The following is a 21,880-nucleotide window of genomic DNA, read 5'->3' as shown; positions in this document are numbered from 1 at the left end:
CTGCTGCGCATCTGGCCTCCGGCGCGATGCCTGCCCTGTCTGAGATCGAATTCGCGGTGACCATGATGGTCAATGCCTATCACCGCTGGATGGTGCGCTGCATGGCGGCCAGCGGATCTCAAGGGCTCGGGCCTCTGGATGTGCTTGTGCTTCATTCGGTCAATCACCGCGGCCGTGCCAAGACACTCTCCGACATTTGCCTGGTACTGAACATCGAAGACACGCACACGGTCACCTATGCGCTCAAGAAGCTTGAAAAGGCCGGTCTGATCGCTTCCGGCCGTCGGGGCAAGGAAAAGACCGCCGAAATCACCAAGTCCGGCGAAACCGCCTGCCTTGAGTATCGACGTCTGCGTGAGGCTCTTCTGGTAAAGCCCATGAAAGCGCTGGGCTTGGACGAAAACGAACTCTCCAAACTTGCCGCCACATTGCGTCTGGTTTCTGGCAATTACGATCAGGCCGCCCGCGCCGCTGCTGCCATGTGACAGCAAATGCGAAGAGGACCAGAGGCTTCATTTGTTGAATATTCCAAAATTTCTTGTAGTGTCGAATTATGGAAGATCAGGAAGCCGTGTCCGCATTGGGCGCCTTGGCACAGGAAGACAGGCTGGCAGCGTTCCGGTTGCTGATGACGGTTGGGCCGGGTGGGTTGCCGTCCGGCTCGGTTGCCGAGCGGCTGGACATACAGCCGACCAGGATGTCGTTTCATTTGACGACGTTGGAGCGGGCCGGGCTGCTGACGACGCGCCGGGAGGGAAGGCACATTCTTTATGGGGTCGATTATGACCGCATGCGGGAACTCCTCGGCTTCCTGATGGAAAACTGCTGCGGCAACGATCCTGCCGTCTGTTGTTTTCCGACTACCTCTTTCAAGAAACCTGCGGGACTTTGACAGGACGAAACTTCATATGAGCATGATCATTTATCACAACCCGAACTGCGGCACGTCCCGCAACACGCTGGAGATGATCCGCAAATCCGGCGTCGAGCCTCAGGTCATCGAATATCTGAAAACGCCGCCGAGCCGGGAAGAACTCGTCGATCTGATTGCACGGACGGGTCTTCCGGTGCGCGATATTCTTCGCCAGAAGGGGACTCCCTACGATGAGCTGGGTCTTGGGGACGACAAGTGGACGGACGATCAGCTCATCGATTTCATGATGGAACATCCGATCCTGATCAACAGGCCGATTGTGGTATCGGAAAAAGGTGTCCGCCTGTGCCGGCCCTCCGAGAAGGTTCTTGACTTGCTGCCGCAGGACATAGGTTCCTTCACCAAGGAAGATGGCGAAGTGGTCTCCTCCGGAGCATCCGATGCCTGACGGAATGTCTGGTGACGACCTGAAGAACGTAAGCGCCGCAGACTTTAGGCAAATCGACCGGGAGCAGTTGCTGGCGCAGGACGGGCCGTCCCATCCGCCCCGGATATTGTTGCTCTACGGTTCGCTGCGCGAACGGTCCTACAGCCGCTTTCTGGTTCTTGAAGCGCAAAGGCTGCTGCAGGCCTATGGGGCGGAGACCCGGATATTCGATCCTTCCGGTTTGCCGCTGCCCGACGACAGCGGTGCCGATCATCCCAAGGTTGCCGAACTGAGGGAGCTTTGCGCCTGGTCCGAGGGGCAGGTCTGGTGTTCGCCCGAACGTCATGGCGCGATGACCGGTGTTCTCAAATCCCAGATAGACTGGATTCCGCTGAGCTTCGGGGCCATTCGGCCAACACAGGGCAAGACACTGGCCTTGATGCAGGTGTCGGGCGGCTCTCAGTCTTTCAACGCGGTCAACCAGATGCGTGTTCTCGGCCGCTGGATGCGGATGGTCACCATTCCCAATCAGTCGTCGGTACCCAAGGCCTATCAGGAATTCGACGATGACGGGCGGATGAAGCCATCTGCCCTCTATGACCGCGTCGTCGATGTCATGGAAGAGCTCGTCAAGTTCACACTCCTCGTCAGGGGTCGGTCGGACTATCTTGTCGACCGCTATTCCGAACGCAAGGCGGACCGGGAAAAGCTGTCGGCAGCTCAGGAAGCGGCGGTCGGGGCATTGGGACGTCCGGTTCAGCCCCTTCAGCCAAATCGGGACTAAGGGAGAGCCGTCTTCATTCTGCGACCAGAGCGCTATTGGGGACAGAAGGCCGTTGATCTGGTCAAACCCACCCTGTGCCGATAAGAGTCTGCAACGCATCGATTCATGCGGTTCGCGGCAAGCTGTCCTGCCTGCCTTTTCCTACCGGCCCAGCGGGAGCTGAACAGTGAGTGTCTGGAGCAGCATCGGAGCAATTGTAAGTGCGATCGGAACGGGGGGCGCGCAGATCGTCGACCGCCTGGTTCAGCTTGTGCTTGCGCGTCCGGAGGGAACCAGCAGTGTCGGCTTCACGGTCGCGATGATTGCCCTGTCAGCCAAGATGGCCAAGGCGGACGGTGTGGTCACCACGGATGAAATCCTGGCGTTCCGCGAGCTGTTCGATGTGCCGCCCAACGAAGAACGCAATGTCGCGCGCCTATTCAATCTGGCGCAGGAAGATATCGCGGGTTTTGAGGTCTATGCCAAGAAACTGGCGGATCTGTTCCCGTATGACCGCAAGACGTTGCTCGATATTCTCGACGGGCTTTTTCACATTGCCAAGGCGGACGGCGTCGTCCACGAAAGCGAAATAGGGTACCTTTCCCGTGTCGCGGAGGTGTTCGGGCTCGATGATCGGGAATTTTCCAGGATCCTTGCCAGGCACGTGCGCAATGACGGCAATCCTTATGAGGTCCTCGGCTTGGGACCGGAAGCAAGCGATGGCGAGCTCAAGGCTCACTATCGCCGCGAGGTTCAGGAAACGCATCCGGACCGGCTAATCGCCAGGGGCGTTCCGGAAGAGTTCGTCAGGATCGCGAACGACCGACTGGCGGCCCTGAACGAAGCTTGGGCGAAAATCTGCGCGGAAAGAGGCATATGAGCGTTGCGACTGATACCGGTGTGAAGGCCAGGGTCCATCCGTCTCCCAATCATGGTGAGAGGCCTGAAGGGGTCGCGGTGGATATGGTCGTGCTTCATTATACCGGCATGCCAAGCGCCGAAGCGGCCTTGCAGCGCCTATGCGATCCTCGCTCGGAAGTCTCCGCCCACTATGTCGTGAACGAGGATGGAAGTATCCTGCAATGCGTGCCTGAAGCGCGCAGGGCCTGGCATGCAGGCAGAAGTTCCTGGAAGGGCGCGAGCGACATCAACTCCCGCTCAATCGGTGTCGAGATCGTCAATCCCGGACACGAACACGGCTATCGCCCCTTTCCGGAGGCGCAGATCGAGGCCGTCATCGCACTTGTCGGCGATATTTGCACCCGCCACGGTATCCAGCTCTGGATGGTGCTGGGGCATTCGGACATTGCCCCGGCCAGGAAGGAAGACCCAGGTGAATTGTTTCCCTGGGACCGCCTCGCGGAAGCCGGGGTCGGTCTTTATGTAACGCCGTTTCCTATTCGCACCGGCCTTCTGATGCAGGAGGGCGACAGTGGCCAACCGGTTGAAGCGCTGCAAACGATGCTGGCGCTTTATGGATACGAGTTGGACATCACCGGAGACTTCGATTTGAAGACACGGCAGGTGGTTGCCGCTTTTCAACGCCATTTCCGGCCGGAGAAGGTTGATGGTGTTGCTGATCAGTCCACGATCGAAACGCTGAATGCGTTGCTCCGGAAGCTGCCGTCCCTCTCTAGCTGACTGGTGGCCGACGCTTCGTTTGGTGTGATCGGACGTTCCAGCCAACCGACAAAACGCACAGTCGACAGATTTGGTTCCCGCTTCGCTGGCTTCCTGGGGCGGCCGGAACAAGAAGCTGTCACATAATATCTTCTGATGGCCAATCGATGGTCGAATTGCTTGCAAGTTTTCGCCATAAACTACACAAAACACCTAAAAATCACATAAAATCGCAGTCATTTCCTGAAATAAATTGAAATAATTCGTGATCATTTAGCGCCCAATTTCGTCCCATAGCTCCGGCATTCCTCCGCCCAGATTTTAACGCAACGAAAACCAAAAGGGCTGGACTGAATGTTACGGTCATTCCAAAAACTCACTGGGGCGCTGTGCCTTTTCGCCTACGCAACCACTCTTGCAGCACCGGCTGCAATGGCAAGCGGTACGGGGTCCGGTTCGGAACCCATTCTCCACATCATCGATCCGAACAAGAAGAGCGAGACTGCAGAATCCCGCCCGTCGGTCGGTTCGGGTTCCAAGCCGATCCTGCACATCATCGAAACCGATAGCCAGGAAGCGCAGGACAAACCTGCCAAGAAGACGAGAACCGCCAGCCTGACGCGCAACGTGTCGCCGAAGCGGACAGCAACCGTCAGCAACGATAAATACGCAAAGCTTATCCGCAAGGCTGCCGCCAAACATGGTGTGCCGGTCAAGATCGCCAAGGCGGTCGTACAAGTGGAAAGCAATTTCAACCCGCGTGCACGTGGCAGTGCCGGTGAGGTCGGACTGATGCAGATCAAGCCGGCAACCGCACGGGGCATCGGCTACCGCGGGTCGACCAAGGCACTCTATGACCCCGAGACCAATCTGGAATGGGGCATGAAATATCTTGCCGGAGCACACAAGAAGGCAGGTGGCGACGTGTGCGGCACCATTCTGCGCTACAATGCCGGTCATTTCGCAAAGCGGATGAATCCGGTCAGCAAGCGGTACTGCTCCAAGGTCAAGCGGATCATGGCGTCCAGCTAATCTCCGCAGGGCGGTCAGCCGTGGGCAAATTGAAAACCCCGCCGGAATATCCGGCGGGGTTTTCTTATGTCTTTCAGGGCTATTGGCTCATGCAAATTTCTTGCGGGCGGCGGGCACGGACGCAGGAACCCGTGTTTCTGCGGGAACATCCGGCGCGGACAACGGTTGGCCGAGAGCGGTTACGACCGGCACGACACCTGCCCAGATATCCGTTCCAAGGTCTTCCTTGTCATCCACCGGTCCACCTGTGCGGACCTTTGTGCTGACATGATCGATCTCCAAGACAAGTACGCCTGTTGCCTTGTGCTCCTTCGACATCATTTCCCGGCATTCGTCCCAACGGCCCGGCAAAAGGTGGTCGGTGATGGCAGCAAGGGCGTCGATCTGTTCCTGCTGGCTTTCCACATGTCTCGCAGTGCCATGCACGATCGCACAGCGATAGTTCATCGAATGGTGGAAGGCCGAGCGCGCGACCACCAGTCCATCCACCAGCGTGACCGTGAGGCTCAGCGGTACACCTTCCGCGTTTGATTGGATGATACGGGTGGTGCTGGCTCCATGAATATAGATGCGGTCCCCAATCCGGGCATAAGCCATCGGGATCACCATCGGCCGGTCTTCGTGAATGAAGCCGCAATGGGCGACAAGGCCTTTGTCCAGAATGTCATAGGCAACGGCCCTATCATAACCGCCGCGGTTCATCTGGCGGATCCTGGCATAGCCGGGCAGGTTCTTCGCTTGCCGTTTCTCCAGGGTGGACATAATCGCGTCTCCATTTGACTGTCTGTCTTGTGATTTGCTGTTTCTCCGATAAATTGGCTCCAAAGAAGGTCCGGTTTTTGGAAAATGAAAGAACCAGTTTTTCCTGAAGGCATCTTGTCTCTCAAGCGGTCGGGAGAGATCCCGCTGGCGGAGCAGATTTATCGCGGGTTTCGGGAAGCCGTGCGCACAGGCTTGCTGCGGTCCGGAACCAAGCTGCCGTCTACGCGGCGGCTGGCTGTTTCGCTCAACGTCGGGCGAAACACTGTCAACACGGCGTATGACCTGTTGCAAGCCGAAGGCGTGATCACCGTACGCACCGGGGCCGCGCCTCGCATCACCGAAGGGCTGTTGCTTGAAGGCAGTCGCCCGCAGCGAACGGCTGATGCATGCGGCCCAGCACTGTCCCGGCGCGGAAAGACGCTGAGTGCCAATCTGCGCGGCGAAGGGTGGGCCTATCGACAGGGGGGCTTGCAACCTGGTGCACCGGCGCTTGATCTCTTTCCGTATGAAGAATGGGCCAGATGTTTGCGCAGGGCTGCGCGGCTCGAACGCAGTGCGGATCTCCACTATCAGAATTTCGCCGGTCTTGAGGCCCTCAAGCAGCAGATTGCCCGCCACCTTGCGGCCGAACGCGGGGTCAGGGCTGAACCCGACCGAATTCTCATCACCAGTTCGACGCAGGCGAGCCTGACGATGCTGACGCAGGTGCTTACAGATCCGGGGGATGAAGTCTGGCTTGAGGAGCCTGGGTATCTTGGAGCCCGTACGGCCTTTTCTGGCGCCGCATTGACGATCCGCCCCCTGCCGACAGACGGCGAGGGCGCTGATCCTTCGAAGATGGAGCACCTCAAGTCCCCGCCGAAGCTGATCTACGTCACCCCCTCGCATCATTATCCGTTGGGCGCGCGCATGCCGTTGTCGCGGCGTCTTGCGCTTCTTGACGCGGCGCGGAGCTGCGGTGCGGTTATCCTGGAAGACGACTACGACAGTGAGTTCCTGTTCGAAGGGAGGCCGGTTGCCGCATTGCATGGATTGGCGGATGAAGGACAGGTCATCTATCTGGGCACCTTCGCCAAGAGCCTGCTTCCGGGGCTGCGGATTGCCTATTGCGTCGTGCCGGATGTTCTTGTCGCTCCGCTCACCCAGACTATGCGCAACATAGGCTGCTCCGCCAACGTGCAGGCGCAGGCAGCGCTCGCCCATTTCATGGACAGCGGCGCTTATCAGAAACACCTGAAACAGATCCGTCCGGTCTATCTGGAACGAGGAACACGGCTTGCGGACACGCTGAAGCACCGGCTGGGAAACCGGGTTGAAGTCGCGCCGCTTACCGGCAATGTGCAGTTGACCGTGATGTTCCGTGAGCCGGTCAACGATATTGCCGTTGCACTGGCCATGCAGGACCGAGGTTTTGCCGTTTCACCGCTCAGCAACTGTTATCTGTCGGAGACTGGCCGGCCGGGGTTGATTGTCGGATTTGCAGGAGCGAACCCGCGGCAGATCGAGGAGGGTGTCGACGCTCTTGCCAATCTGTTGGGGGCGGACGAGGCCTGCTGATCAGGCATGATCAAAGCCGCATCGCCGGAACGTCGCCGTGCACGATCAGCGATGCTTCAGTTGCCGTCAGAACGTCATCGACACTGACGCCGGGCCCGGTTTCGCGCAGCACCAGGCCGTCCTCCGTCGGTTCGATCACAGCCATTTCCGTGACGATCAGGCTAACACGCCGGCGGGCCGTCAGGGGCAGGGTGCATTCCTTCAGGATTTTGGGTCGCCCCTTCGCCGTGTGGACCATTGCGACGATCACCTGCTTCGCACCGGCAACGAGATCCATTGCGCCGCCCATGCCCGGAACCATCTTGCCGGGGATCATCCAGTTGGCGAGATAGCCCCGCTCGTCCACCTGCAGACCGCCCAGAACGGTCATGTCCAGGTGGCCGCCACGGATGAGGCCGAAACTCATGGCGCTGTCGATGGATGCGGCTCCAGGAACGGCGGTGACGAAGGCTCCGCCGGCGTCGGTCAGGTCCGGGTCCTCCATACCTTCCGGTGGGCGTGCGCCCAGGCCGATCACGCCGTTTTCGGCCTGAAAGAAGACGTGGACTTCCTTAGGAAGGTGGTTGGCAACCAGCGATGGCAGGCCAATGCCGAGGTTGACGAGCGTATCGGGCCGGATTTCCTGGGCCACGCGCCGGGCGATGATTTCCTTGTCGTCCATCAGGCTGCCCTTTCCAGAAGATGATCGACCAGAATGCCCGGAGTTTTCACGCTGTCTGGCGAAATTACGCCCACGGGCACGATGGAGTGGGGCTCTGCAATGACGGTCTTGCCTGCAAGCGCCATGATCGGGTTGAAGTTGTGGGCCGTGAGGGAATATTCCAGATTGCCGACATAATCCGCCCGGTACGCGGCCAGAAGGGCGAAATCACCGTGGATGGGCGTTTCGAGAAGATACTCTTTTCCATCAACCGTGATCTTCTGCTTGCCGTCCTCGACAAGCGTGCCGATGCCCGTGGGGGTGAGGATGCCACCCAGACCGACGCCGGCGGCCCTTATGCGTTCGACAAGGGTTCCCTGAGGCACCAGTTCAACGTCAATTTCGCCGGAAATCATTTTCTGCTGGGTTTCCGGGTTCAAACCGATGTGCGAGGCGATGATCTTCGAAACGCAGCCCGCGCTGACCAGCTTGCCGATGCCGCGCCCGGGCATTGCTGTGTCGTTGGCGACAATTGTCAGATTTCTGGCGCCTTTGGCAACGATGGCGTCGATCAACCGATGCGGTGACCCGACCCCCATGAACCCTCCCACCAGAAGGGTGGCGCCGTCTGGAATGAGATCCGCGGCGTCCTGAGTCTTGAGCGCGTGTTTCACGAAAAACGTCCCCTGGATTGAGATCCTGAGGGGACGTTAGCCGTTGGCGGTGCACAAGCAAAATGAAGTTTGTGCGATGCAGTGTTTTTACGGAGCCAGCACGCTTTGCGAGTGCTGGCTCAGGGCGGCTTATGCGGCGCGGACCTTGCCAAGGAATTCCTGCATGGCGTGGCGCAGAGTGCTGGACTGTTCGTGCAACTCTCCCACGGCCTCGTCCATGGCGGAACTCAGGTTCGCAGTTTCGCTGGCGGCGCTGCTGACCTCGGAAATGGATCTCGAAACACTCTCGGTGCCCTGGGCCGCCTCGGAGACACTGCTGGCGATTTCGGTCGTCGCCAGGTTTTGCTCTTCCGTTGCACCCGACATGGCGTGGGTGTTTTCCGAAATCTTCTGAACGAGGCCAGCAACAGATTCCGTCGCTTCTGTCGAAGCATCCGCAGCCTGGCGCATTTCGGTGATCTGCCGGTCGATTTCCTCGGTCGCCTTCGAAGTCTGTTCGGCAAGCGCCTTGACCTCGGATGCCACGACGGCGAAGCCCTTTCCGGCTTCACCGGCACGGGCTGCCTCGATGGTTGCATTGAGAGCGAGAAGATTGGTCTGTTCGGCAATATCGGTAATCAGTTTCGTGACATCGCCGATGCGCGAAACCACCTGCTGCACTGTTTGCACCGCTTGGTTGGAGCGTCCGACTTCGCTTTCTGCTTCCTGCGCAATTTGGGAGGAAGAACGGACCTGATCCGTGATCGCGCGGATGGAGGCGGAGAGTTCCTCTGTCGCGCTGGCAACGGTGTTCACGTTTGTGGTTGCCTGCTCTGCGGCCGCCGAAACGGCCAAAGCCTGTTCGGTCGTGTTGTTGGCAATTGTCGACAGCGATCCGGCTGAACTGGTCAGGGCGTCAAGCCTCGTAATCATGCTGTCGCAGATGGCGAGAACCGTCGCTTCGAAGTCGCTGGCGACTTTCTCCATTTCCTCGCGCTTCATCTTCTCGGCATTGAGCCGTTCCGCTTCGGCCTGTTCTTCCAGCTCACGGGTGCGGATCAGGTTTTCCCGGAAGATGCCTAGCGCACGGCCGAGCAGCCCAATTTCGTCACGCCTGTCGCCGACATCCGCCGACAGCGAGGTGTCACCAGCCGACAGTTTGTCGGTTACGTTTGCCAGCCGCGAAAGCGGTGCGGAAATGGCGATGTGATTGAGGAAGCCAAGGATCATCGCAAGAACGGTCAGAACCAGAGTGCTGGCAATGGAAACAATCTGGACCATCTGCATGGCCTGGTTCTGTGCGACGACGGATTGCTTCCGTTCCAGCCCGACATCTTCCGCAAGCTGACGGCTTTGCTGCTGCACGGCCTTCAGCAGGCTGGCGCTTTCGGGTGTGAGGTCGATGGCTCGGGCCATGTCGACCGTTTCCGGTGTCCGCATCAGTTCGATCTGGCGGGCGGCAATCTGGCTGTACCAGGTTTCCCAGCTGGCTTTCAGCTGGGTCAGGTGATCTTTAAATTCCGGCATGGTGGCGTCGACACGAGAACCCACGTCGGAAAAAACGGTCTGGATTTCGGTGTTCAGGTCCTGAGACCGGGTCAGGAGGTCCCGGTTGCCGGTGAGCAGAAAGGATTTGACCGATAAGGCCTGCGCAGCGATTTTTTCCGTGAGTTCGGCCGTTTCCGCATTGAGATCCGAAAGATTACTGGCCGTTTTGACCTCATTCAGTGCTGAATGGGTCTTGTAGGCACTTACGCCACCTGCCACTGCACCAATCAGTGCGAGCGTCAGGAAGCCAGCAGCGATCTTCTTGCTGACAGAGAGGTTTTTGAACATGGTTTTTCCCGCTTAAGATCCTGTGCCCTGACGGCGCATAAGTTCTGTCAGATTGAATTCTACCGTGGCTGCCCCGATGGCTTTTTTCGTTTCGGGGTCGGTGATCGTCACATTGAGCTGGGCGCGCCAGATCTTGCTGTCGTCGTCCCATTCCGCTGCATCGATGAACACCGCCTCGGGGCCGTTCGGAAAGGTTTTCTGGAACTTGTCTTCGTCGCCTTGCCAGTAATCGCTCGTAATGCCGCTTTGGCCGACGTTCAGGCCGTTGGCATCCATGACGAAGATTTCAGGATAGAGACCGAGCGACCCTGCCTGAACGCGCAGAAGATAGATTGACAGGGGCGCGGACAAGGTCGCGGAGATCAATGGTTTGTCCGCGGCCTCACGCTCCTGCCGCCACTGCTTGTCCAGCGCGTCAATTTCAGCCTGGGACAGTGCACCGCGCAAATTGTTCTGCGCGTTGATCGACAGCGCGACGATCGGGTTCGAAAGCCATTCGGTGACGGTTTCCACCATGTCAGACTGGATCAGCGCTTTCGCGTCCGGCGGCGTATCGGCAGCATGAGCCGCAGTTGCCAGCATGAGGGCTGGCAAGAAAGTGCACAGTCGACGCATTATTGTCTCCTTGTTTGTTTGGATTACCCTCCGTCACACCCGTTTCTTATTGCTTAATATTTGCGCAACAGCGGCGAAAAGATTTTATTTTTCACGGCTCAATCAAAATCATTGTAAAAAGTCATATTGTAAGAAATTACAGTTTCGTTGAATGTTCTCTTCCACTCCTCGAAGCTGTCGATGAGATTGGTGAAATCCTTATCGGGAAAACCCTCTCTTCGGTGTGCCTGACGATAGATTTGCAAGATCAAACTTGCGCCAGGATTGCGGGTGAGGCGGACGAGAGCGAGAGTGCTCCCACGTTTGGAGCGGCGGCAGGAAAAGAGCTATCCTCTTCACCGCTTGTGATGTAAGCACCCGTTGGTAAATCCGGTCACCGGATGGTTTCCAGGTAATTCACACGTCAGCGCATCGTCTGTCGCTTGACCTTGTGCTCAAAGCCTCCTAAGTCCCATGCGCCAGTCGGCCGGACAGCCGCTGCCGCAAGTGCCGAAAGGCCGCGGGGGAGGAAAGTCCGGGCTCCATGGAAACACGGTGCCGGGTAACGCCCGGCGAGGGCGACCTTAGGGAAAGTGCCACAGAAAGCAAACCGCCCCGGCCAGATCGAGAGATTTTCCCGGGGTAAGGGTGAAAGGGTGGGGTAAGAGCCCACCGCGCAACTGGCAACAGCGGCGGCATGGTAAACCCCACCGGGAGCAAAACCGAATAGGGACAGCGCGGACCGGAGCAATCCGGTCCAGGCCGGTTTCCGGGCCAGTTGTCCGGGTTGGTTGCGATAGGCGTCTGGCAACAGACGTCACAGATGAATGGCTGTCACGTCCGCGTCAGGTCTCGTATCTGGCCGGGCCATACAGAACCCGGCTTACAGGCCGGCTGGCTCTTATCTTTTCATTTCAGCCCGCTGCGTATTGCGGCGTGCTGTCGAGAAACGTCCCGTAGGCATCCGCATTGGGGTAGGAGAACTGCTCTGCCAGCGGGTTTGCACGTTTTCGCCTGGTCGCCCCCATATCTGCCAGCAGTTCGTCAAAATGCCGGAAATGGAAGGGGGCGGAACAAAGGCCGCCATAGACCTGGGCTGCCGGGCGTTCCTTACGCCGCCAATACAGCATCTGGTCGATATTGGCGCGCATTTCCGCGTCGGTCGGTTGGTGCGCCAACTGGCCGTCTGCGTAGCGTACCAGCCAGTTGGCGATCATTTCCGCCGACAGAACGGTACAGAAGCTGGAGTTGAAGCCGACAAATCCCATATCGGGCAAGTCTGGATTTACCGACAATCGGTAGACCCGGTATTGCCCGTCCGGCTCTATCAGTTTGTCGCGGTATTCCTTCGCCAGATAGGGAATGCCAAGTTTCCAGCCAACGGCCAGCACTGCCAGATCACAGGGGATCGCCTCACCGGTCGACAGAACGACCTTGCCTGTCTCATAGTGGTCGAAAGTTCCGCGGACAGGCCGAATACTGCCCGCTTCAAATCCTTCAAACAGTCCAGGTGTCACGATCGGCAGCGAACAGGACGCATCCTTTTCGATCGGTATGTCCGGCACCATGTCCCACTTCTTCAGTTTGAGCTGGAACTTCAACAGGGTTTCAAGGCCTCGGAAATTTGCCCAGATCAGTGGTCTGAAGGCGGCGGAGACCGCTTTTGCAATGCAGGATCTGCCCCAGCCGTTGAACTGCTGTTCCTGCGCGCGCATGTAGAGCAGCCGTTTGAAGTTGATGCCGCCGACAAAATAGGGCACCCGCCAGACCGGTTCGCGGTAAACCAGCGTGACCGATTTCGCGCCGTTCCTGGAAGCGTTGACGACAAGATCCGTGGCGGATTTAGAGCCGCCCAGGACGACTACATGCTTGCCCTGTGCAAGACTGCTGTCGGTATAGTCCGAACTGTGCAGCACCGTGCCTCCAGCGGCTTCAAAGGCTTCCTGTCCGGGATGGGAAATGATGTTCTTGTCGGAGAACTGGCCCGTGCAGATGGCGACAAAGTCGACATCTTCGCTCCAGGTTCTGCCGGCGGCCTCAAGGGTCAATGTCCAGCCTGGCTTGCCGTCGGTTCGCCGGTCCATAGACAGGACATTGGTATTCAGCCGGAACAGCCGGCCCAGCTTGTGTTTCTTTGCATAGGCGTGCAGATAGGCGTGGACCTGAGGGCCCTTCGGCCATTCGGGATAGTCTTCGGGCATTGGCAGGTCGGTGAAGCGGTACAGGTCCTTCGGAGACTGTGTCTGCACGTCCGGATAGGATCGGGACAATTCCCAAACACCGCCGAAATCGTGGCTTCGTTCGAAACCCAGCACCCGGTGCCCGCGCTCGTCGAAGGCTTTCGCAGCCGCAAGCCCGCTCACGCCGCCACCGATAACGGCGACAGTCTTGCGTTTCGTCATTCTCGATGTCCTCTCGTATCAGGGGCGGCCAGCGCTTCAGCGCACGCTGGCAGACCACCTGGTCACTTCAAAAGATGAGCTTGCCGTGTGCCTTCAAGCCTGATCGGGAGGCGGCAGGAAATCGACCTCGTGCAGAGCTGAAAGCCGTACCAGTTCAGCCGGATCCTTGACGCCGTCGAGAACCGTGAACAGATCGAACAGTTTGCGTGACGGGGCGACGCCGAAAACGCAGGTCGCCGTCTTGCCGGACCGGTTGAAGATGCCGTGTGCCTCGCCCATCGGCATTCGGATTGTGTCGCCAGCTTTGGCCTTGTGGGTCTTTCCGCCCATTTCCACTTCCAGCTCCCCATCAAGCATCACGATCCATTCGTCCTGGGTCGGATGAATGTGGGGCGGGACGAAAGTTTCTGCGGGAACGACTGCGTGCCAGATGAAGGCGTTGTCGCTCAGAAGTTTTGGCGTATATGTGTGCCCGACCACATTCCAGCTGGTATTGTCCAGTCCCGCGTCAGCTGCGGTAATGCCTGCGCCATCTTGCATGATTGTTCCCCTCATCGCTCATTTGGTGCGCTTTGGTCTTTCGACGGGAAAAGGCTACGCTCAGGTTCGCGGATTTCTTTATCCAGAAAGCGAAATTACTTGGCTGAATGCAGTAAAATCACGCATTGCGCAGACTCTGACACTTGAACGGGTTTCGCAGCAGGGGCATGCTTTCGGCATGTTGTCCCACGCAGGAAGCAAAACACCGCTGGAACGTTTCAGATGCTTCGAAACCTCTGATGTTGACGAAGCTCGGGAGATCGTCGCCCGGCACTTCTGCAATCACCGACTGGGCCGGTTTTCGGCCTCCGACCGGTTTGATGCCTGCCAGAACCGGGTCTGCGGACAACATCTTTCCCTCAATTATTTACGCTACGGCGCTGACGTGGCGATCGAGCCCGGAGAACTTTCGGACTTCTATCTGGTCCAGGTTCCGATCACCGGGGCTGCAGAAGTGCGCAACGGTTGCCGGTCGATACTGTCTACACCAGTGGCGGCTTCCATTCTCAATCCCGACCGGCACACGGCCATGCGCTGGCATGCCGGCTGCGAACAGATCCTGCTTCAGATAGAGACGGGCTTGCTGCAGAAAGTAGCCACGAGAATGGCGGGTGTCTCGGTCGAGCAGGTTCGCTTCGAGCCCGAATTCAATCTTTTGTCGCGGGATGGGGCAGCATGGGCTCGCCGCCTGCGCGGCGTTCTGGGAGGCGTGGAAGAGGGACGCGTCTTTCACGGAAGCAGCAGCCCGGAGCAACGCCATCTGGAAGAGGCGCTTGTCGGTGCGCTTCTGGAGTTTCAGCCGAACACCGTCTCGCCTCTGCTTGAGCGGCAGGAGACTGGCAAGTCACCTGCAATCCTCAAACGGGCGGTCAAGCTGATCGGCGAGCGGTTTGCCGATGACATCAGTCTCCTGGATATCAGCACCCACGCACAAACCTCGCCCAGGAACCTTCAATTGCAGTTCCGGCAGGAATTCGGGTGCAGCCCGCTGCAATATCTCCAGAATGTGCGTTTGAGCTACGCAAGGCACCTGTTGCTGTCGGAGGGGCGAAGCCTGCCTGTGGCGGAGGTTGCCTATCGCTCCGGCCACCGGCATCTGGGTCGCTTCTCGGTCGCCTACCGGGAACGGTTCGGCGAAACGCCGGGGGCCACGGGACGCACGCACAGGTTCGGTTGAGGCGCTCGGCGCGACAGCCTTTCCATTCTCCACAAGTCTTTCGTAATGGGCAGAAATTGCCGGGTTTCAGGGCCTTGGTACGGAAAACCTCCGTATTCCTGCGAATCCGATTCTTCGATTGTGTCAAGGCTTCATTAAGCATGTTTGGCTTAAGGTCATTCGACGGGGTCGTGTGCGATCAAATCGAGCCGGAATCCATGAGATTCCATTGACCGCCCATCAATTCCCATGGTATCCCATAGGAACCCAGAACGGGGAGCGCGGGCCCATGTCAGTAGGGTCCTGGACATCGCTTTAACGGCTCGGAACGTGCCGCTTTGCAAATTGCATGTCCGGGCAGGTTGCCGGCCTTCCTCTTCATTCACGGGTGACTTTGGGATTTGAGCGGGTGGGGACCCGTTTCGAGGGGATGAATGGCCGGCTTTGTTTCTCACTTTACCAACCGGCTGGATGCCAAGGGTCGCGTGTCGATCCCTGCACCCTTCCGCTCGGTATTGGTGAGAGATGGTTTTGAAGGTCTTTATTGCATTGCTTCTCCACACTGCGCGGCTGTTGATGCGGGCGGAAACGATCTGCTCGCTGAAATCAACAAGCGCTCGGAAACCTTTGCAAAGCTCTCCCCCGATCATGATGCGCTGGCTATTGCCTTGTTCGGTGCCAGTGAAAACCTGCGGATCGACGGGGATGGCCGTATGACCATTTCCGACACGATCCGCGATCACACCGGAATTACCGATCAGGTCACCTTTGTCGGCATGAACTACAAGTTCCAGATCTGGGAGCCTGAAAAGTTTCGCGAGTTCCGCGCAGAGGCCCAACGGCGTGCGCTCGCGATGCTGTCGGAGCAACGCTCCGCATCCTCTCAGGGAGAGCCGGTATGATGGCGCTTGGCGACAGAGACGTTGCTCCTGACGCTGGCGGACCCGAGCGCCATGTGCCGGTTCTCCTGAAAGAGGTTCTGGAGTGGCTTGCGCCGCAGCCCGGCGAAGTTTTCGTGGACGGCACATTTGGTGCGGGTGGGTATTCCCGCGCCCTTCTGGACCGCGGTAGCCGTGTGATCGGTATCGACCGGGATCCGGACGCGATTGCCGGCGGGCGGGAGCTTGTAAAGGCTTCCGACGGCCGGCTGATGCTGGTGCCGGGTCAATTCGCTTATCTGGAAACGCATGCCCGCTCCTGCGGGTTTGAAGGTGTCGATGGTGTGGTTCTGGATCTTGGCGTCTCGTCCATGCAGCTCGACGAGGCCGAGCGCGGATTTTCGTTTTTGCGCGACGGGCCGCTGGACATGCGCATGGAGCAGGCCGGGCCTTCGGCGGCTGATGTCGTCAACGAGTTGCCGGTGAAGGATCTGATCCGCGTCATCGGTCTGCTGGGCGAGGAAAAGCGGGCGACGACTGTTGCCCATGCCATCGACAAGGCGCGCAAGGAGAAGCCTTTCACCCGGACGCTGGAGCTGGCGAACCTGATTGAAAAGGTGCTCGGCCGGTCGCCGAAGAAGGCGCAGATCCACCCGGCGACGCGAACCTTTCAGGCGCTGCGGATCTATGTGAACGGCGAACTGCATCAGGCTGCCGAAGCGCTGGGCGCGGCTGAGCGTATCCTCAAGCCGGGCGGCCGCCTGGTGCTGGTGAGTTTCCATTCCCTTGAAGACCGTATCGTCAAGCGGTTCTTTCAGGACCGGACCCGGACACGTGGTGGCGGGTCGCGGCATATGCCGGAAGAGGACGTTCCCCCGGCGACATTCGAATTGTTGACGCGCAAGGCGGTGGAAGCTGCCGACGCGGAAACGGACATTAATCCGCGGGCAAGGTCCGCAAAGCTTCGGGCCGGGCGGCGGACCGAGGCTGAGGCGCGAGAGCTGGACATCCATCAGGCGGGTGTTCCACGTCTTGCGGCCTTTCATGGTCTAGGGGGCTGAAAATGGTTCGAACGCTGAACATCGTGTTCATACTGGCGGTCGTGATCGGCGCGGCGACCGTGTACGACATGAAACTCGCGGCAACGAAGTCTGCGGAGAAGGTTGCCGAACTCAAGCGGCAGATCGACGAGGAGCGCGACTCCATTCGCCATCTGAAAGCGGAATGGAGCCTGCTGAACAAGCCGGACCGTCTGCAGTCGCTGGTCGAGCGCTACAACGACTATCTTCTTCTGGAACCGCTCGATGTGAAGCAGATCGTGACAACGGAAGATCTTCCAGCCCGTCCCGTCATGCTGGAGCCAATCGGTGGCAGTCAGATGGGCGGCTATGCCGGCTCTTCTGCTGTGATCCAGTGAGGGGGCGGTCATGACGATGGTTAGCGAACCGGCGAGCTTCCTTCAGGTGCGGCGGGCCCATCCGCGAGCCGCGAGGGACTCTGTTTCCGCCAGTGCGGTCAAATCCCGTGTCTATGTGGCGATGCTCGCCTTTGCTTGCGTCTACGTTGCGATCGCGGGACGGCTTGTCATGCTGGCGCAAATGGAAGAAGCGCCGTCTCATGCCTGGATTTCGGCGCAGGATTCCGTTGCCGCTTCGCGTCCGGATCTGGTCGACAGAAACGGCGAAATCCTGGCAACGGATATCAAGACCGCCTCGCTTTACGCAGAGCCGCGCCGCATCATGGATGTGGACGAGGCGGTTGAAGGGCTGATCCGTATCCTGCCGGATCTGAACGAAGGTCTCGTGCGCCGCCGTCTGGAAAGCGGTGCCGGCTTTGTCTGGCTGAAGCGGGAAATGACGCCGCAGCAGGCGGAAAGGGTGCATAATCTCGGCCTGCCGGGGATCGGCTTCCTGTCGGAGAACCAGCGGTTCTACCCGGGCGGGCCGACCGCAGGGCATATTGTCGGGTCCGTGAACGTTGACAATCAGGGCCTCGCAGGGATCGAGAAATACATCGACGACTCCTGGCTGAGAGATCTCCAGTCTCTGGGCTTCACGTCGGACCGTACGATGGAGCCGGTCAAACTGTCCGTCGATCTGCGCGTTCAGCACGTCGTGCGCGATGAGCTCGTAAAGGCGATGGAGCGCTACAAGGCCATTGCCGCTGCCGGTATCGTGCTGGATGCAAAGACCGGCGAAGTGGTGGCCATGTCGTCCCTGCCCGACTATGACCCGAACGACCGTGCCCAGGCGCTGGAAAAGGATCGCCTCAACCGTGCGACCGGCGGTGTCTTCGAAATGGGATCGGTGTTCAAGACCTTTACCACCGCCATGGCGCTGGATTCGGGTGCTGTTTCCATCAATGACAGCTTTGATGCGACCCGCCCCATCAGGGCCGGGGGGCGGACGATTTCGGATTTCCACGGGAAACACCGCATCCTGTCAGTGCCGGAAATCTTCATCTATTCGTCCAACATCGGCACCGCCAAAATGATGCTGGCAACCGGCATCGCCCGGCAGCAGGATTTCCTGAAGCGCCTGCATCTGACCGACCGTTTGCAGACGGAACTGCCGGAAAATGCGGCGCCTCTGCTGCCGCCGAAATGGAACGAACTGGCGGCTATGACCATTTCGTTCGGACACGGTATTTCGGTCACACCGATGCAGACGGCTGTTGCCGCGGCCGCCCTCGTCAACGGTGGTACGCTGCTGCCGCCGACCTTCCTGCCACGCAGCCCGGAAGACGTGCAAAAGCTTGGAAAGCAAGTCGTTTCCCCGGAGACGAGCCGCATCATGCGCTATCTCTTCAGGCTGAACGTGCTGTCTGGTTCCGGCCGCCGGGCCGACGTGCCGGGGTATACGGTCGGTGGCAAGACTGGCACCGCAGAGAAGATTGAAAACGGCCGGTATGTCAGCAACAAGCGCCGCAACTCGTTCCTCTCGGCCTTCCCGATGGACGACCCGCGGTATGTGGTTCTTGTCGTGATCGACGAGCCGAAACCGGAGCGCGAAGGCATCGGTGCAACGGCAGGTCTCAATGCCGCGCCGATGGTCGGGGCCATCGTTCGCCGTGCCGCTCCGATGCTTGGTGTCATGCCGCGTTTCAGCAAAGGGGATGAACCAATCGAGATTTCCTATTAAGGAGACGAGTCGAGCTTTGAAAACCGGCGGGGTCGCAGCCGAAATCCGGTTTTCTGAATGAGCTTAATGAAGACGACGCACCAACCGGATGATCGGGTGAAATGGATCTTGAGTATTTAGCTGCCGGGCTGACCTTGCCCGAAGCGGCAGGGGCTCGCAAAATTACGGGGCTGACGGCTGATAGCCGGAAGGTTCAGCCGGGTTTTTTGTTCGCCGCCTTCAAAGGGGTTTCCGTCGACGGGACAAAGTTCGCCCCGGACGCAGCAGCGGCCGGGGCAATTGCCATTCTGTGCGCTGAAGATGCAGTGACGGAGGTGCGTGCGCTGGTGCCGGAAACGGTTGCCGTTGTCAGCGCCGTTGAACCCCGGCAGGTCTTTGCAAAAATGGCGGCCCGTTTCTACGGCGCGCAACCTGACACCATCGTTGCGGTCACAGGCACCGCAGGCAAGACGTCCGTTGCCCATTTTGCCCGCCAGATCTTCCAGGCAGCCGGCCACCCGGCGGCAAGCCTTGGTACCCTGGGGCTGATCAAGCCGGACGGTGAAAGCTACGGCGGGTTGACGACGCCGGACCCGGTGGCCTTGCACAAACAACTGGCCGAGCTGGAAGACGAAGGCGTCAATCATGCCGCGCTGGAAGCCTCGTCTCATGGGCTGGATCAATATCGTCTGGACGGTGTGCGTCTGACGGCGGCTGCCTTCACCAATCTCGGCCGCGATCACATGGATTATCATCCGACGATCGAGCACTACCTCAATGCCAAGCTTCGGCTGTTTGCCGAGTTGCTGCCTGCAGGCGGGACTGTTGTCCTCGATCCGGGTGAGAAGTATGCGGATCGTGTCATGGCTGCCGCACAGGAGCGTGGTCTGCTGGTCTTCACCGTTGGTGAAACCGGCCGGAACCTGACCCTGACCGGGTTGAGGCCGGTTGGGGCGGGGCAGGAGCTGACGATCCAGAGTGCGCGCGGCGAATACAAGGTGACGCTGCCCCTGATCGGCCGGTTCCAGGTGTCCAACGCTCTTCTCGCGGCCGGTCTTGCAATTGCCTCCGGCATCGACACGGGAACGGCCTTGCGGGCACTGGAAAACCTCAAGGGCGCTCCGGGCCGTCTTGAGCTTGCCGGACGGACACCTGCAGGCGGACTGATCTTCGTCGACTATGCCCATAAGCCGGACGCGCTCGACAACGCCCTTTTGGCCTTGAAGCCTTTCGCGCGCGGAAAGCTGTCCGTGGTGATCGGCGCAGGCGGCGACAGGGACCCTGGAAAACGCGAGCTGATGGGCGAGGTTGCCGCCCGACGGGCCGATCTGGTCATCGTCACCGACGACAACCCGCGTTCGGAAGACCCGGCCACGATCCGCAAGGCGGTCATGGGCGGAGCCCCCGGGGCGATCGAGATCGGTGACCGGTATGAAGCGATCGCGGAGGGAGTTCGCCGCCTAAAGGATGGCGATATCCTGTGTGTGGCCGGAAAAGGTCACGAAACGGGCCAGATTGTTGGCGACACAGTGATTCCCTTTTCCGATCACGAAGCCGTTAAGCGCGCTATCAGTCTCGAAGGAAACACATGAGCGACCCGCTTTGGACCCTTGATGCCTTTGTTGAAGCTGCCGGTGGCCGCCTTCAGGGTGACGCTGGCGCTGAAATCACCGGAATTTCCATCGATAGCCGGACACTGGAGCCGGGCGATGCCTTTGTCGCGATCACCGGCGACCGTCTGGACGGGCACGATTATGTGGCCGCGGCGCTGGAAGCCGGTGCCTCGGTTGCCCTGATCGCGGAGGATCGTCTGCCCGATCTTCCGGAAGACGGCCGGTATGTGGTGGTGGGCGACCCGCTGGACGCCCTGCGCAAAATTGGTGTTGCCGCGCGGGATCGCAGCAATGCCCGTATCGTTGCGGTGACCGGTTCGGTCGGGAAGACCGGCACGAAAGAAGCGCTGCGCCTGACGCTCGCCGAGTCCGGCAAGGTGCATGCGTCGGTTGCCTCCTTCAACAATCACTGGGGCGTGCCGCTGACATTGGCACGCATGCCCGCCGATGCGGATTTCGGTGTTTTCGAGATCGGTATGAACCACGCCGGCGAAATCTCTCCGTTGGTGAAGATGGTGCGTCCGCATGTGGTGATCATCACGACCGTCCAGCCGGTGCATCTTGAGTTCTTTGACAGCGTCGAACAGATCGCCAAGGCCAAGGCGGAAATCTTCGACGGTCTGGAACCGGGCGGCATTGCCATCCTGAACAAGGACAATCTGCAGTTCGATCTTTTGAAATTCCTGGCGGCCGCTGCCGGCGTTTCGAAAATTCACACGTTCGGCGAAGATCTTTCGGCGGACAGCCATCTTCAGAAGGCTGTCTCCTATCCCGCCGGGTCGAGTGTTGACGCCTGCATTCTGGGGCAGGAAATCACCTACAAGATCGGGGCTTCCGGCAAACATCACGTCAAGAACAGCCTGGCGGTTCTGACTGCGGTTGTGGATCTTGGGGCTGATCTTGCAAAAGCCGGTCTTGCACTTGATGCCATGCGCGCGCCCAAGGGGCGAGGTGAAGTGACACGGCTGCCGATGCAGAAGGGCGAATTCAATCTCATCGACGAGAGCTACAACGCCAATCCCGCGTCCATGAAGGCCGCACTTGCGGTTCTGGGCGAAGCGCCGGTGACACGGCCGGGTCGCCGCATCGCCGTGATCGGGGACATGCGCGAACTGGGAAGCGACGCCGACCGTTTGCACGCCGAGCTGCTGAAGCCGATTACGGATGCCAACATCGACGCTGTCTATTGCGCCGGCCCGCATATGCATGCGCTCTGGAAGCTGTTGCCGCATGATCTGCGTGGACATTACTGCGAAGAGGCAAAAGATCTGGAAGACGTGCTTTTGAGCGACGTCCGGTCTGGCGATGTTGTTATGATCAAGGGATCTCTTGGAACCCGGATGGGCCCGCTTGTCGAGGCCTTGAAAAAAGAATATCCGCCTGCGGACGATACCGCAGCAGCGTAAGGGGCATT

The 21,880-nt window shown here is 59.3% G+C and carries 22 protein-coding genes and 1 other RNA gene; 16 read left to right on the top strand and 7 right to left on the bottom strand.

All coding sequences use genetic code 11. The features are described from left to right. Window positions 1-26 precede the first annotated feature (26 nt). The 7 genes from V1T76_RS08145 (at window position 27) to V1T76_RS08115 (ending at window position 4,716) form a co-directional block, all read left to right on the top strand. Entirely contained in the window at window positions 27-485 is a 459-nt protein-coding gene (locus V1T76_RS08145; protein ID WP_006935998.1) for a winged helix DNA-binding protein, read from the top strand. Between the two features lie 68 nt (window positions 486-553). After that, entirely contained in the window at window positions 554-892 is a 339-nt protein-coding gene (locus V1T76_RS08140; RefSeq protein WP_330560148.1) for an ArsR/SmtB family transcription factor, read from the top strand. A gap of 16 nt (window positions 893-908) precedes the next feature. Next, window positions 909-1,322: an arsenate reductase (glutaredoxin) gene (gene arsC / locus V1T76_RS08135; RefSeq protein WP_330560147.1), complete on the top strand. Its 414-nt coding sequence runs from the start codon at window positions 909-911 to the stop codon at window positions 1,320-1,322. Beyond that, window positions 1,315-2,085 carry an arsenical resistance protein ArsH gene (gene arsH / locus V1T76_RS08130; protein ID WP_330560146.1) on the top strand — a complete coding sequence of 257 codons (771 nt, stop codon included), beginning with the start codon at window positions 1,315-1,317 and terminating at the stop codon, window positions 2,083-2,085. The genes arsC and arsH overlap by 8 nt, the downstream gene beginning before the upstream one ends. A 166-nt stretch (window positions 2,086-2,251) precedes the next feature. Continuing rightward, window positions 2,252-2,944 carry a DnaJ family molecular chaperone gene (locus V1T76_RS08125; RefSeq protein ID WP_330560145.1) on the top strand — a complete coding sequence of 231 codons (693 nt, stop codon included), beginning with the start codon at window positions 2,252-2,254 and terminating at the stop codon, window positions 2,942-2,944. Beyond that, window positions 2,941-3,705 carry an N-acetylmuramoyl-L-alanine amidase gene (locus V1T76_RS08120; protein WP_330560144.1) on the top strand — a complete coding sequence of 255 codons (765 nt, stop codon included), beginning with the start codon at window positions 2,941-2,943 and terminating at the stop codon, window positions 3,703-3,705. The genes V1T76_RS08125 and V1T76_RS08120 overlap by 4 nt, the downstream gene beginning before the upstream one ends. A 411-nt stretch (window positions 3,706-4,116) precedes the next feature. Further along, entirely contained in the window at window positions 4,117-4,716 is a 600-nt protein-coding gene (locus V1T76_RS08115) for a lytic transglycosylase domain-containing protein (protein ID WP_330560233.1), read from the top strand. An 87-nt stretch (window positions 4,717-4,803) separates the two neighbouring features. Here V1T76_RS08115 and V1T76_RS08110 read toward each other — a convergent pair whose 3' ends face one another. Next, on the bottom strand, window positions 4,804-5,478 hold the full coding sequence (locus V1T76_RS08110) for a pyridoxamine 5'-phosphate oxidase family protein (RefSeq protein WP_330560143.1): 675 nt from the start codon (window positions 5,476-5,478) through the stop codon (window positions 4,804-4,806). An 84-nt stretch (window positions 5,479-5,562) separates the two neighbouring features. Between V1T76_RS08110 and pdxR the strand changes: the two genes are divergently transcribed. After that, entirely contained in the window at window positions 5,563-7,035 is a 1,473-nt protein-coding gene (gene pdxR, locus V1T76_RS08105; protein ID WP_330560142.1) for a MocR-like pyridoxine biosynthesis transcription factor PdxR, read from the top strand. 10 nt (window positions 7,036-7,045) lie between these two features. On the opposite strand, the gene V1T76_RS08100 is transcribed toward pdxR, so the two are convergent. The 4 genes from V1T76_RS08100 to V1T76_RS08085 form a co-directional block, all read right to left on the bottom strand. After that, entirely contained in the window at window positions 7,046-7,696 is a 651-nt protein-coding gene (locus tag V1T76_RS08100; protein ID WP_330560141.1) for a 3-oxoacid CoA-transferase subunit B, read from the bottom strand. Beyond that, window positions 7,696-8,349 carry a CoA transferase subunit A gene (locus V1T76_RS08095; RefSeq protein ID WP_330560140.1) on the bottom strand — a complete coding sequence of 218 codons (654 nt, stop codon included), beginning with the start codon at window positions 8,347-8,349 and terminating at the stop codon, window positions 7,696-7,698. Before V1T76_RS08095 ends, V1T76_RS08100 begins: the two co-directional genes overlap by 1 nt. A 129-nt stretch (window positions 8,350-8,478) precedes the next feature. Next, a complete protein-coding gene (locus V1T76_RS08090) occupies window positions 8,479-10,164 on the bottom strand; it encodes a methyl-accepting chemotaxis protein (protein ID WP_330560139.1) in 1,686 nt (561 codons plus the stop codon). 12 nt (window positions 10,165-10,176) lie between these two features. Beyond that, on the bottom strand, window positions 10,177-10,779 hold the full coding sequence (locus tag V1T76_RS08085; RefSeq protein WP_330560138.1) for a hypothetical protein: 603 nt from the start codon (window positions 10,777-10,779) through the stop codon (window positions 10,177-10,179). Between the two features lie 458 nt (window positions 10,780-11,237). Here V1T76_RS08085 and rnpB point away from each other — a divergent pair. Then, window positions 11,238-11,660: RNase P RNA component class A (gene rnpB / locus V1T76_RS08080), an RNA gene on the top strand. Window positions 11,661-11,672: 12 nt separating this feature from the next. Here rnpB and V1T76_RS08075 read toward each other — a convergent pair. Continuing rightward, window positions 11,673-13,160, bottom strand: coding sequence for a flavin-containing monooxygenase (locus V1T76_RS08075; protein WP_330560137.1), 1,488 nt, complete (start codon window positions 13,158-13,160; stop codon window positions 11,673-11,675). A gap of 93 nt (window positions 13,161-13,253) precedes the next feature. Further along, window positions 13,254-13,700: a cupin domain-containing protein gene (locus V1T76_RS08070; protein WP_330560136.1), complete on the bottom strand. Its 447-nt coding sequence runs from the start codon at window positions 13,698-13,700 to the stop codon at window positions 13,254-13,256. 178 nt (window positions 13,701-13,878) lie between these two features. Here V1T76_RS08070 and V1T76_RS08065 point away from each other — a divergent pair, with 178 nt between their 5' ends. From V1T76_RS08065 to V1T76_RS08035, 7 genes are all read left to right on the top strand, one after another. Further along, complete coding sequence (locus V1T76_RS08065) at window positions 13,879-14,877, top strand: AraC family transcriptional regulator (protein ID WP_330560135.1); 999 nt, start codon at window positions 13,879-13,881, stop codon at window positions 14,875-14,877. 413 nt (window positions 14,878-15,290) lie between these two features. Continuing rightward, window positions 15,291-15,758, top strand: coding sequence for a division/cell wall cluster transcriptional repressor MraZ (locus V1T76_RS08060; protein WP_330560134.1), 468 nt, complete (start codon window positions 15,291-15,293; stop codon window positions 15,756-15,758). Beyond that, window positions 15,755-16,795 (top strand): 16S rRNA (cytosine(1402)-N(4))-methyltransferase RsmH, encoded by a 1,041-nt coding sequence (gene rsmH, locus V1T76_RS08055; protein ID WP_330560133.1) that lies wholly within the window; start codon window positions 15,755-15,757, stop codon window positions 16,793-16,795. Before V1T76_RS08060 ends, rsmH begins: the two co-directional genes overlap by 4 nt. 2 nt (window positions 16,796-16,797) lie before the next feature. Next, window positions 16,798-17,151, top strand: a complete 354-nt coding sequence (gene ftsL / locus V1T76_RS08050; RefSeq protein ID WP_006935966.1) for a cell division protein FtsL — start codon at window positions 16,798-16,800, stop codon at window positions 17,149-17,151. 10 nt (window positions 17,152-17,161) lie between these two features. Continuing rightward, window positions 17,162-18,874: a peptidoglycan D,D-transpeptidase FtsI family protein gene (locus V1T76_RS08045; protein WP_330560132.1), complete on the top strand. Its 1,713-nt coding sequence runs from the start codon at window positions 17,162-17,164 to the stop codon at window positions 18,872-18,874. Window positions 18,875-18,975: 101 nt separating this feature from the next. Next, window positions 18,976-20,445 (top strand): UDP-N-acetylmuramoyl-L-alanyl-D-glutamate--2,6-diaminopimelate ligase, encoded by a 1,470-nt coding sequence (locus V1T76_RS08040; RefSeq protein ID WP_330560131.1) that lies wholly within the window; start codon window positions 18,976-18,978, stop codon window positions 20,443-20,445. Further along, a complete protein-coding gene (locus tag V1T76_RS08035; RefSeq protein ID WP_330560130.1) occupies window positions 20,442-21,872 on the top strand; it encodes a UDP-N-acetylmuramoylalanyl-D-glutamyl-2,6-diaminopimelate--D-alanyl-D-alanine ligase in 1,431 nt (476 codons plus the stop codon). The genes V1T76_RS08040 and V1T76_RS08035 overlap by 4 nt, the downstream gene beginning before the upstream one ends. The last annotated feature ends 8 nt before the right edge of the window (window positions 21,873-21,880 follow it).

This window comes from Roseibium sp. FZY0029, assembly GCF_036350355.1.
Taxonomy (GTDB): Bacteria; Pseudomonadota; Alphaproteobacteria; order Rhizobiales; family Stappiaceae; genus Roseibium.
The sequence above is the reverse complement of the archived record's forward strand: the minus strand, read 5'-3'. Positions and strand labels throughout refer to the sequence as shown.

What these genes read in the sequence shown, in the direction of transcription:
- V1T76_RS08145 (WP_006935998.1), top strand. Translation starts at nt 27, where the DNA reads ATGCCTGCCCTGTCTGAGATCGAATTCGCGGTGACCATGATGGTCAAT.
- V1T76_RS08140 (WP_330560148.1), top strand. Translation starts at nt 554, where the DNA reads ATGGAAGATCAGGAAGCCGTGTCCGCATTGGGCGCCTTGGCACAGGAA.
- arsC (WP_330560147.1), top strand. Translation starts at nt 909, where the DNA reads ATGAGCATGATCATTTATCACAACCCGAACTGCGGCACGTCCCGCAAC.
- arsH (WP_330560146.1), top strand. Translation starts at nt 1,315, where the DNA reads ATGCCTGACGGAATGTCTGGTGACGACCTGAAGAACGTAAGCGCCGCA.
- V1T76_RS08120 (WP_330560144.1), top strand. Translation starts at nt 2,941, where the DNA reads ATGAGCGTTGCGACTGATACCGGTGTGAAGGCCAGGGTCCATCCGTCT.
- V1T76_RS08115 (WP_330560233.1), top strand. Translation starts at nt 4,117, where the DNA reads ATGGCAAGCGGTACGGGGTCCGGTTCGGAACCCATTCTCCACATCATC.
- V1T76_RS08110 (WP_330560143.1), bottom strand. Translation starts at nt 5,478, where the DNA reads ATGTCCACCCTGGAGAAACGGCAAGCGAAGAACCTGCCCGGCTATGCC.
- pdxR (WP_330560142.1), top strand. Translation starts at nt 5,563, where the DNA reads ATGAAAGAACCAGTTTTTCCTGAAGGCATCTTGTCTCTCAAGCGGTCG.
- V1T76_RS08100 (WP_330560141.1), bottom strand. Translation starts at nt 7,696, where the DNA reads ATGGACGACAAGGAAATCATCGCCCGGCGCGTGGCCCAGGAAATCCGG.
- V1T76_RS08090 (WP_330560139.1), bottom strand. Translation starts at nt 10,164, where the DNA reads ATGTTCAAAAACCTCTCTGTCAGCAAGAAGATCGCTGCTGGCTTCCTG.
- V1T76_RS08085 (WP_330560138.1), bottom strand. Translation starts at nt 10,779, where the DNA reads ATGCGTCGACTGTGCACTTTCTTGCCAGCCCTCATGCTGGCAACTGCG.
- V1T76_RS08075 (WP_330560137.1), bottom strand. Translation starts at nt 13,160, where the DNA reads ATGACGAAACGCAAGACTGTCGCCGTTATCGGTGGCGGCGTGAGCGGG.
- V1T76_RS08070 (WP_330560136.1), bottom strand. Translation starts at nt 13,700, where the DNA reads ATGCAAGATGGCGCAGGCATTACCGCAGCTGACGCGGGACTGGACAAT.
- V1T76_RS08065 (WP_330560135.1), top strand. Translation starts at nt 13,879, where the DNA reads ATGTTGTCCCACGCAGGAAGCAAAACACCGCTGGAACGTTTCAGATGC.
- V1T76_RS08060 (WP_330560134.1), top strand. Translation starts at nt 15,291, where the DNA reads ATGGCCGGCTTTGTTTCTCACTTTACCAACCGGCTGGATGCCAAGGGT.
- rsmH (WP_330560133.1), top strand. Translation starts at nt 15,755, where the DNA reads ATGATGGCGCTTGGCGACAGAGACGTTGCTCCTGACGCTGGCGGACCC.
- ftsL (WP_006935966.1), top strand. Translation starts at nt 16,798, where the DNA reads ATGGTTCGAACGCTGAACATCGTGTTCATACTGGCGGTCGTGATCGGC.
- V1T76_RS08045 (WP_330560132.1), top strand. Translation starts at nt 17,162, where the DNA reads ATGACGATGGTTAGCGAACCGGCGAGCTTCCTTCAGGTGCGGCGGGCC.
- V1T76_RS08040 (WP_330560131.1), top strand. Translation starts at nt 18,976, where the DNA reads ATGGATCTTGAGTATTTAGCTGCCGGGCTGACCTTGCCCGAAGCGGCA.
- V1T76_RS08035 (WP_330560130.1), top strand. Translation starts at nt 20,442, where the DNA reads ATGAGCGACCCGCTTTGGACCCTTGATGCCTTTGTTGAAGCTGCCGGT.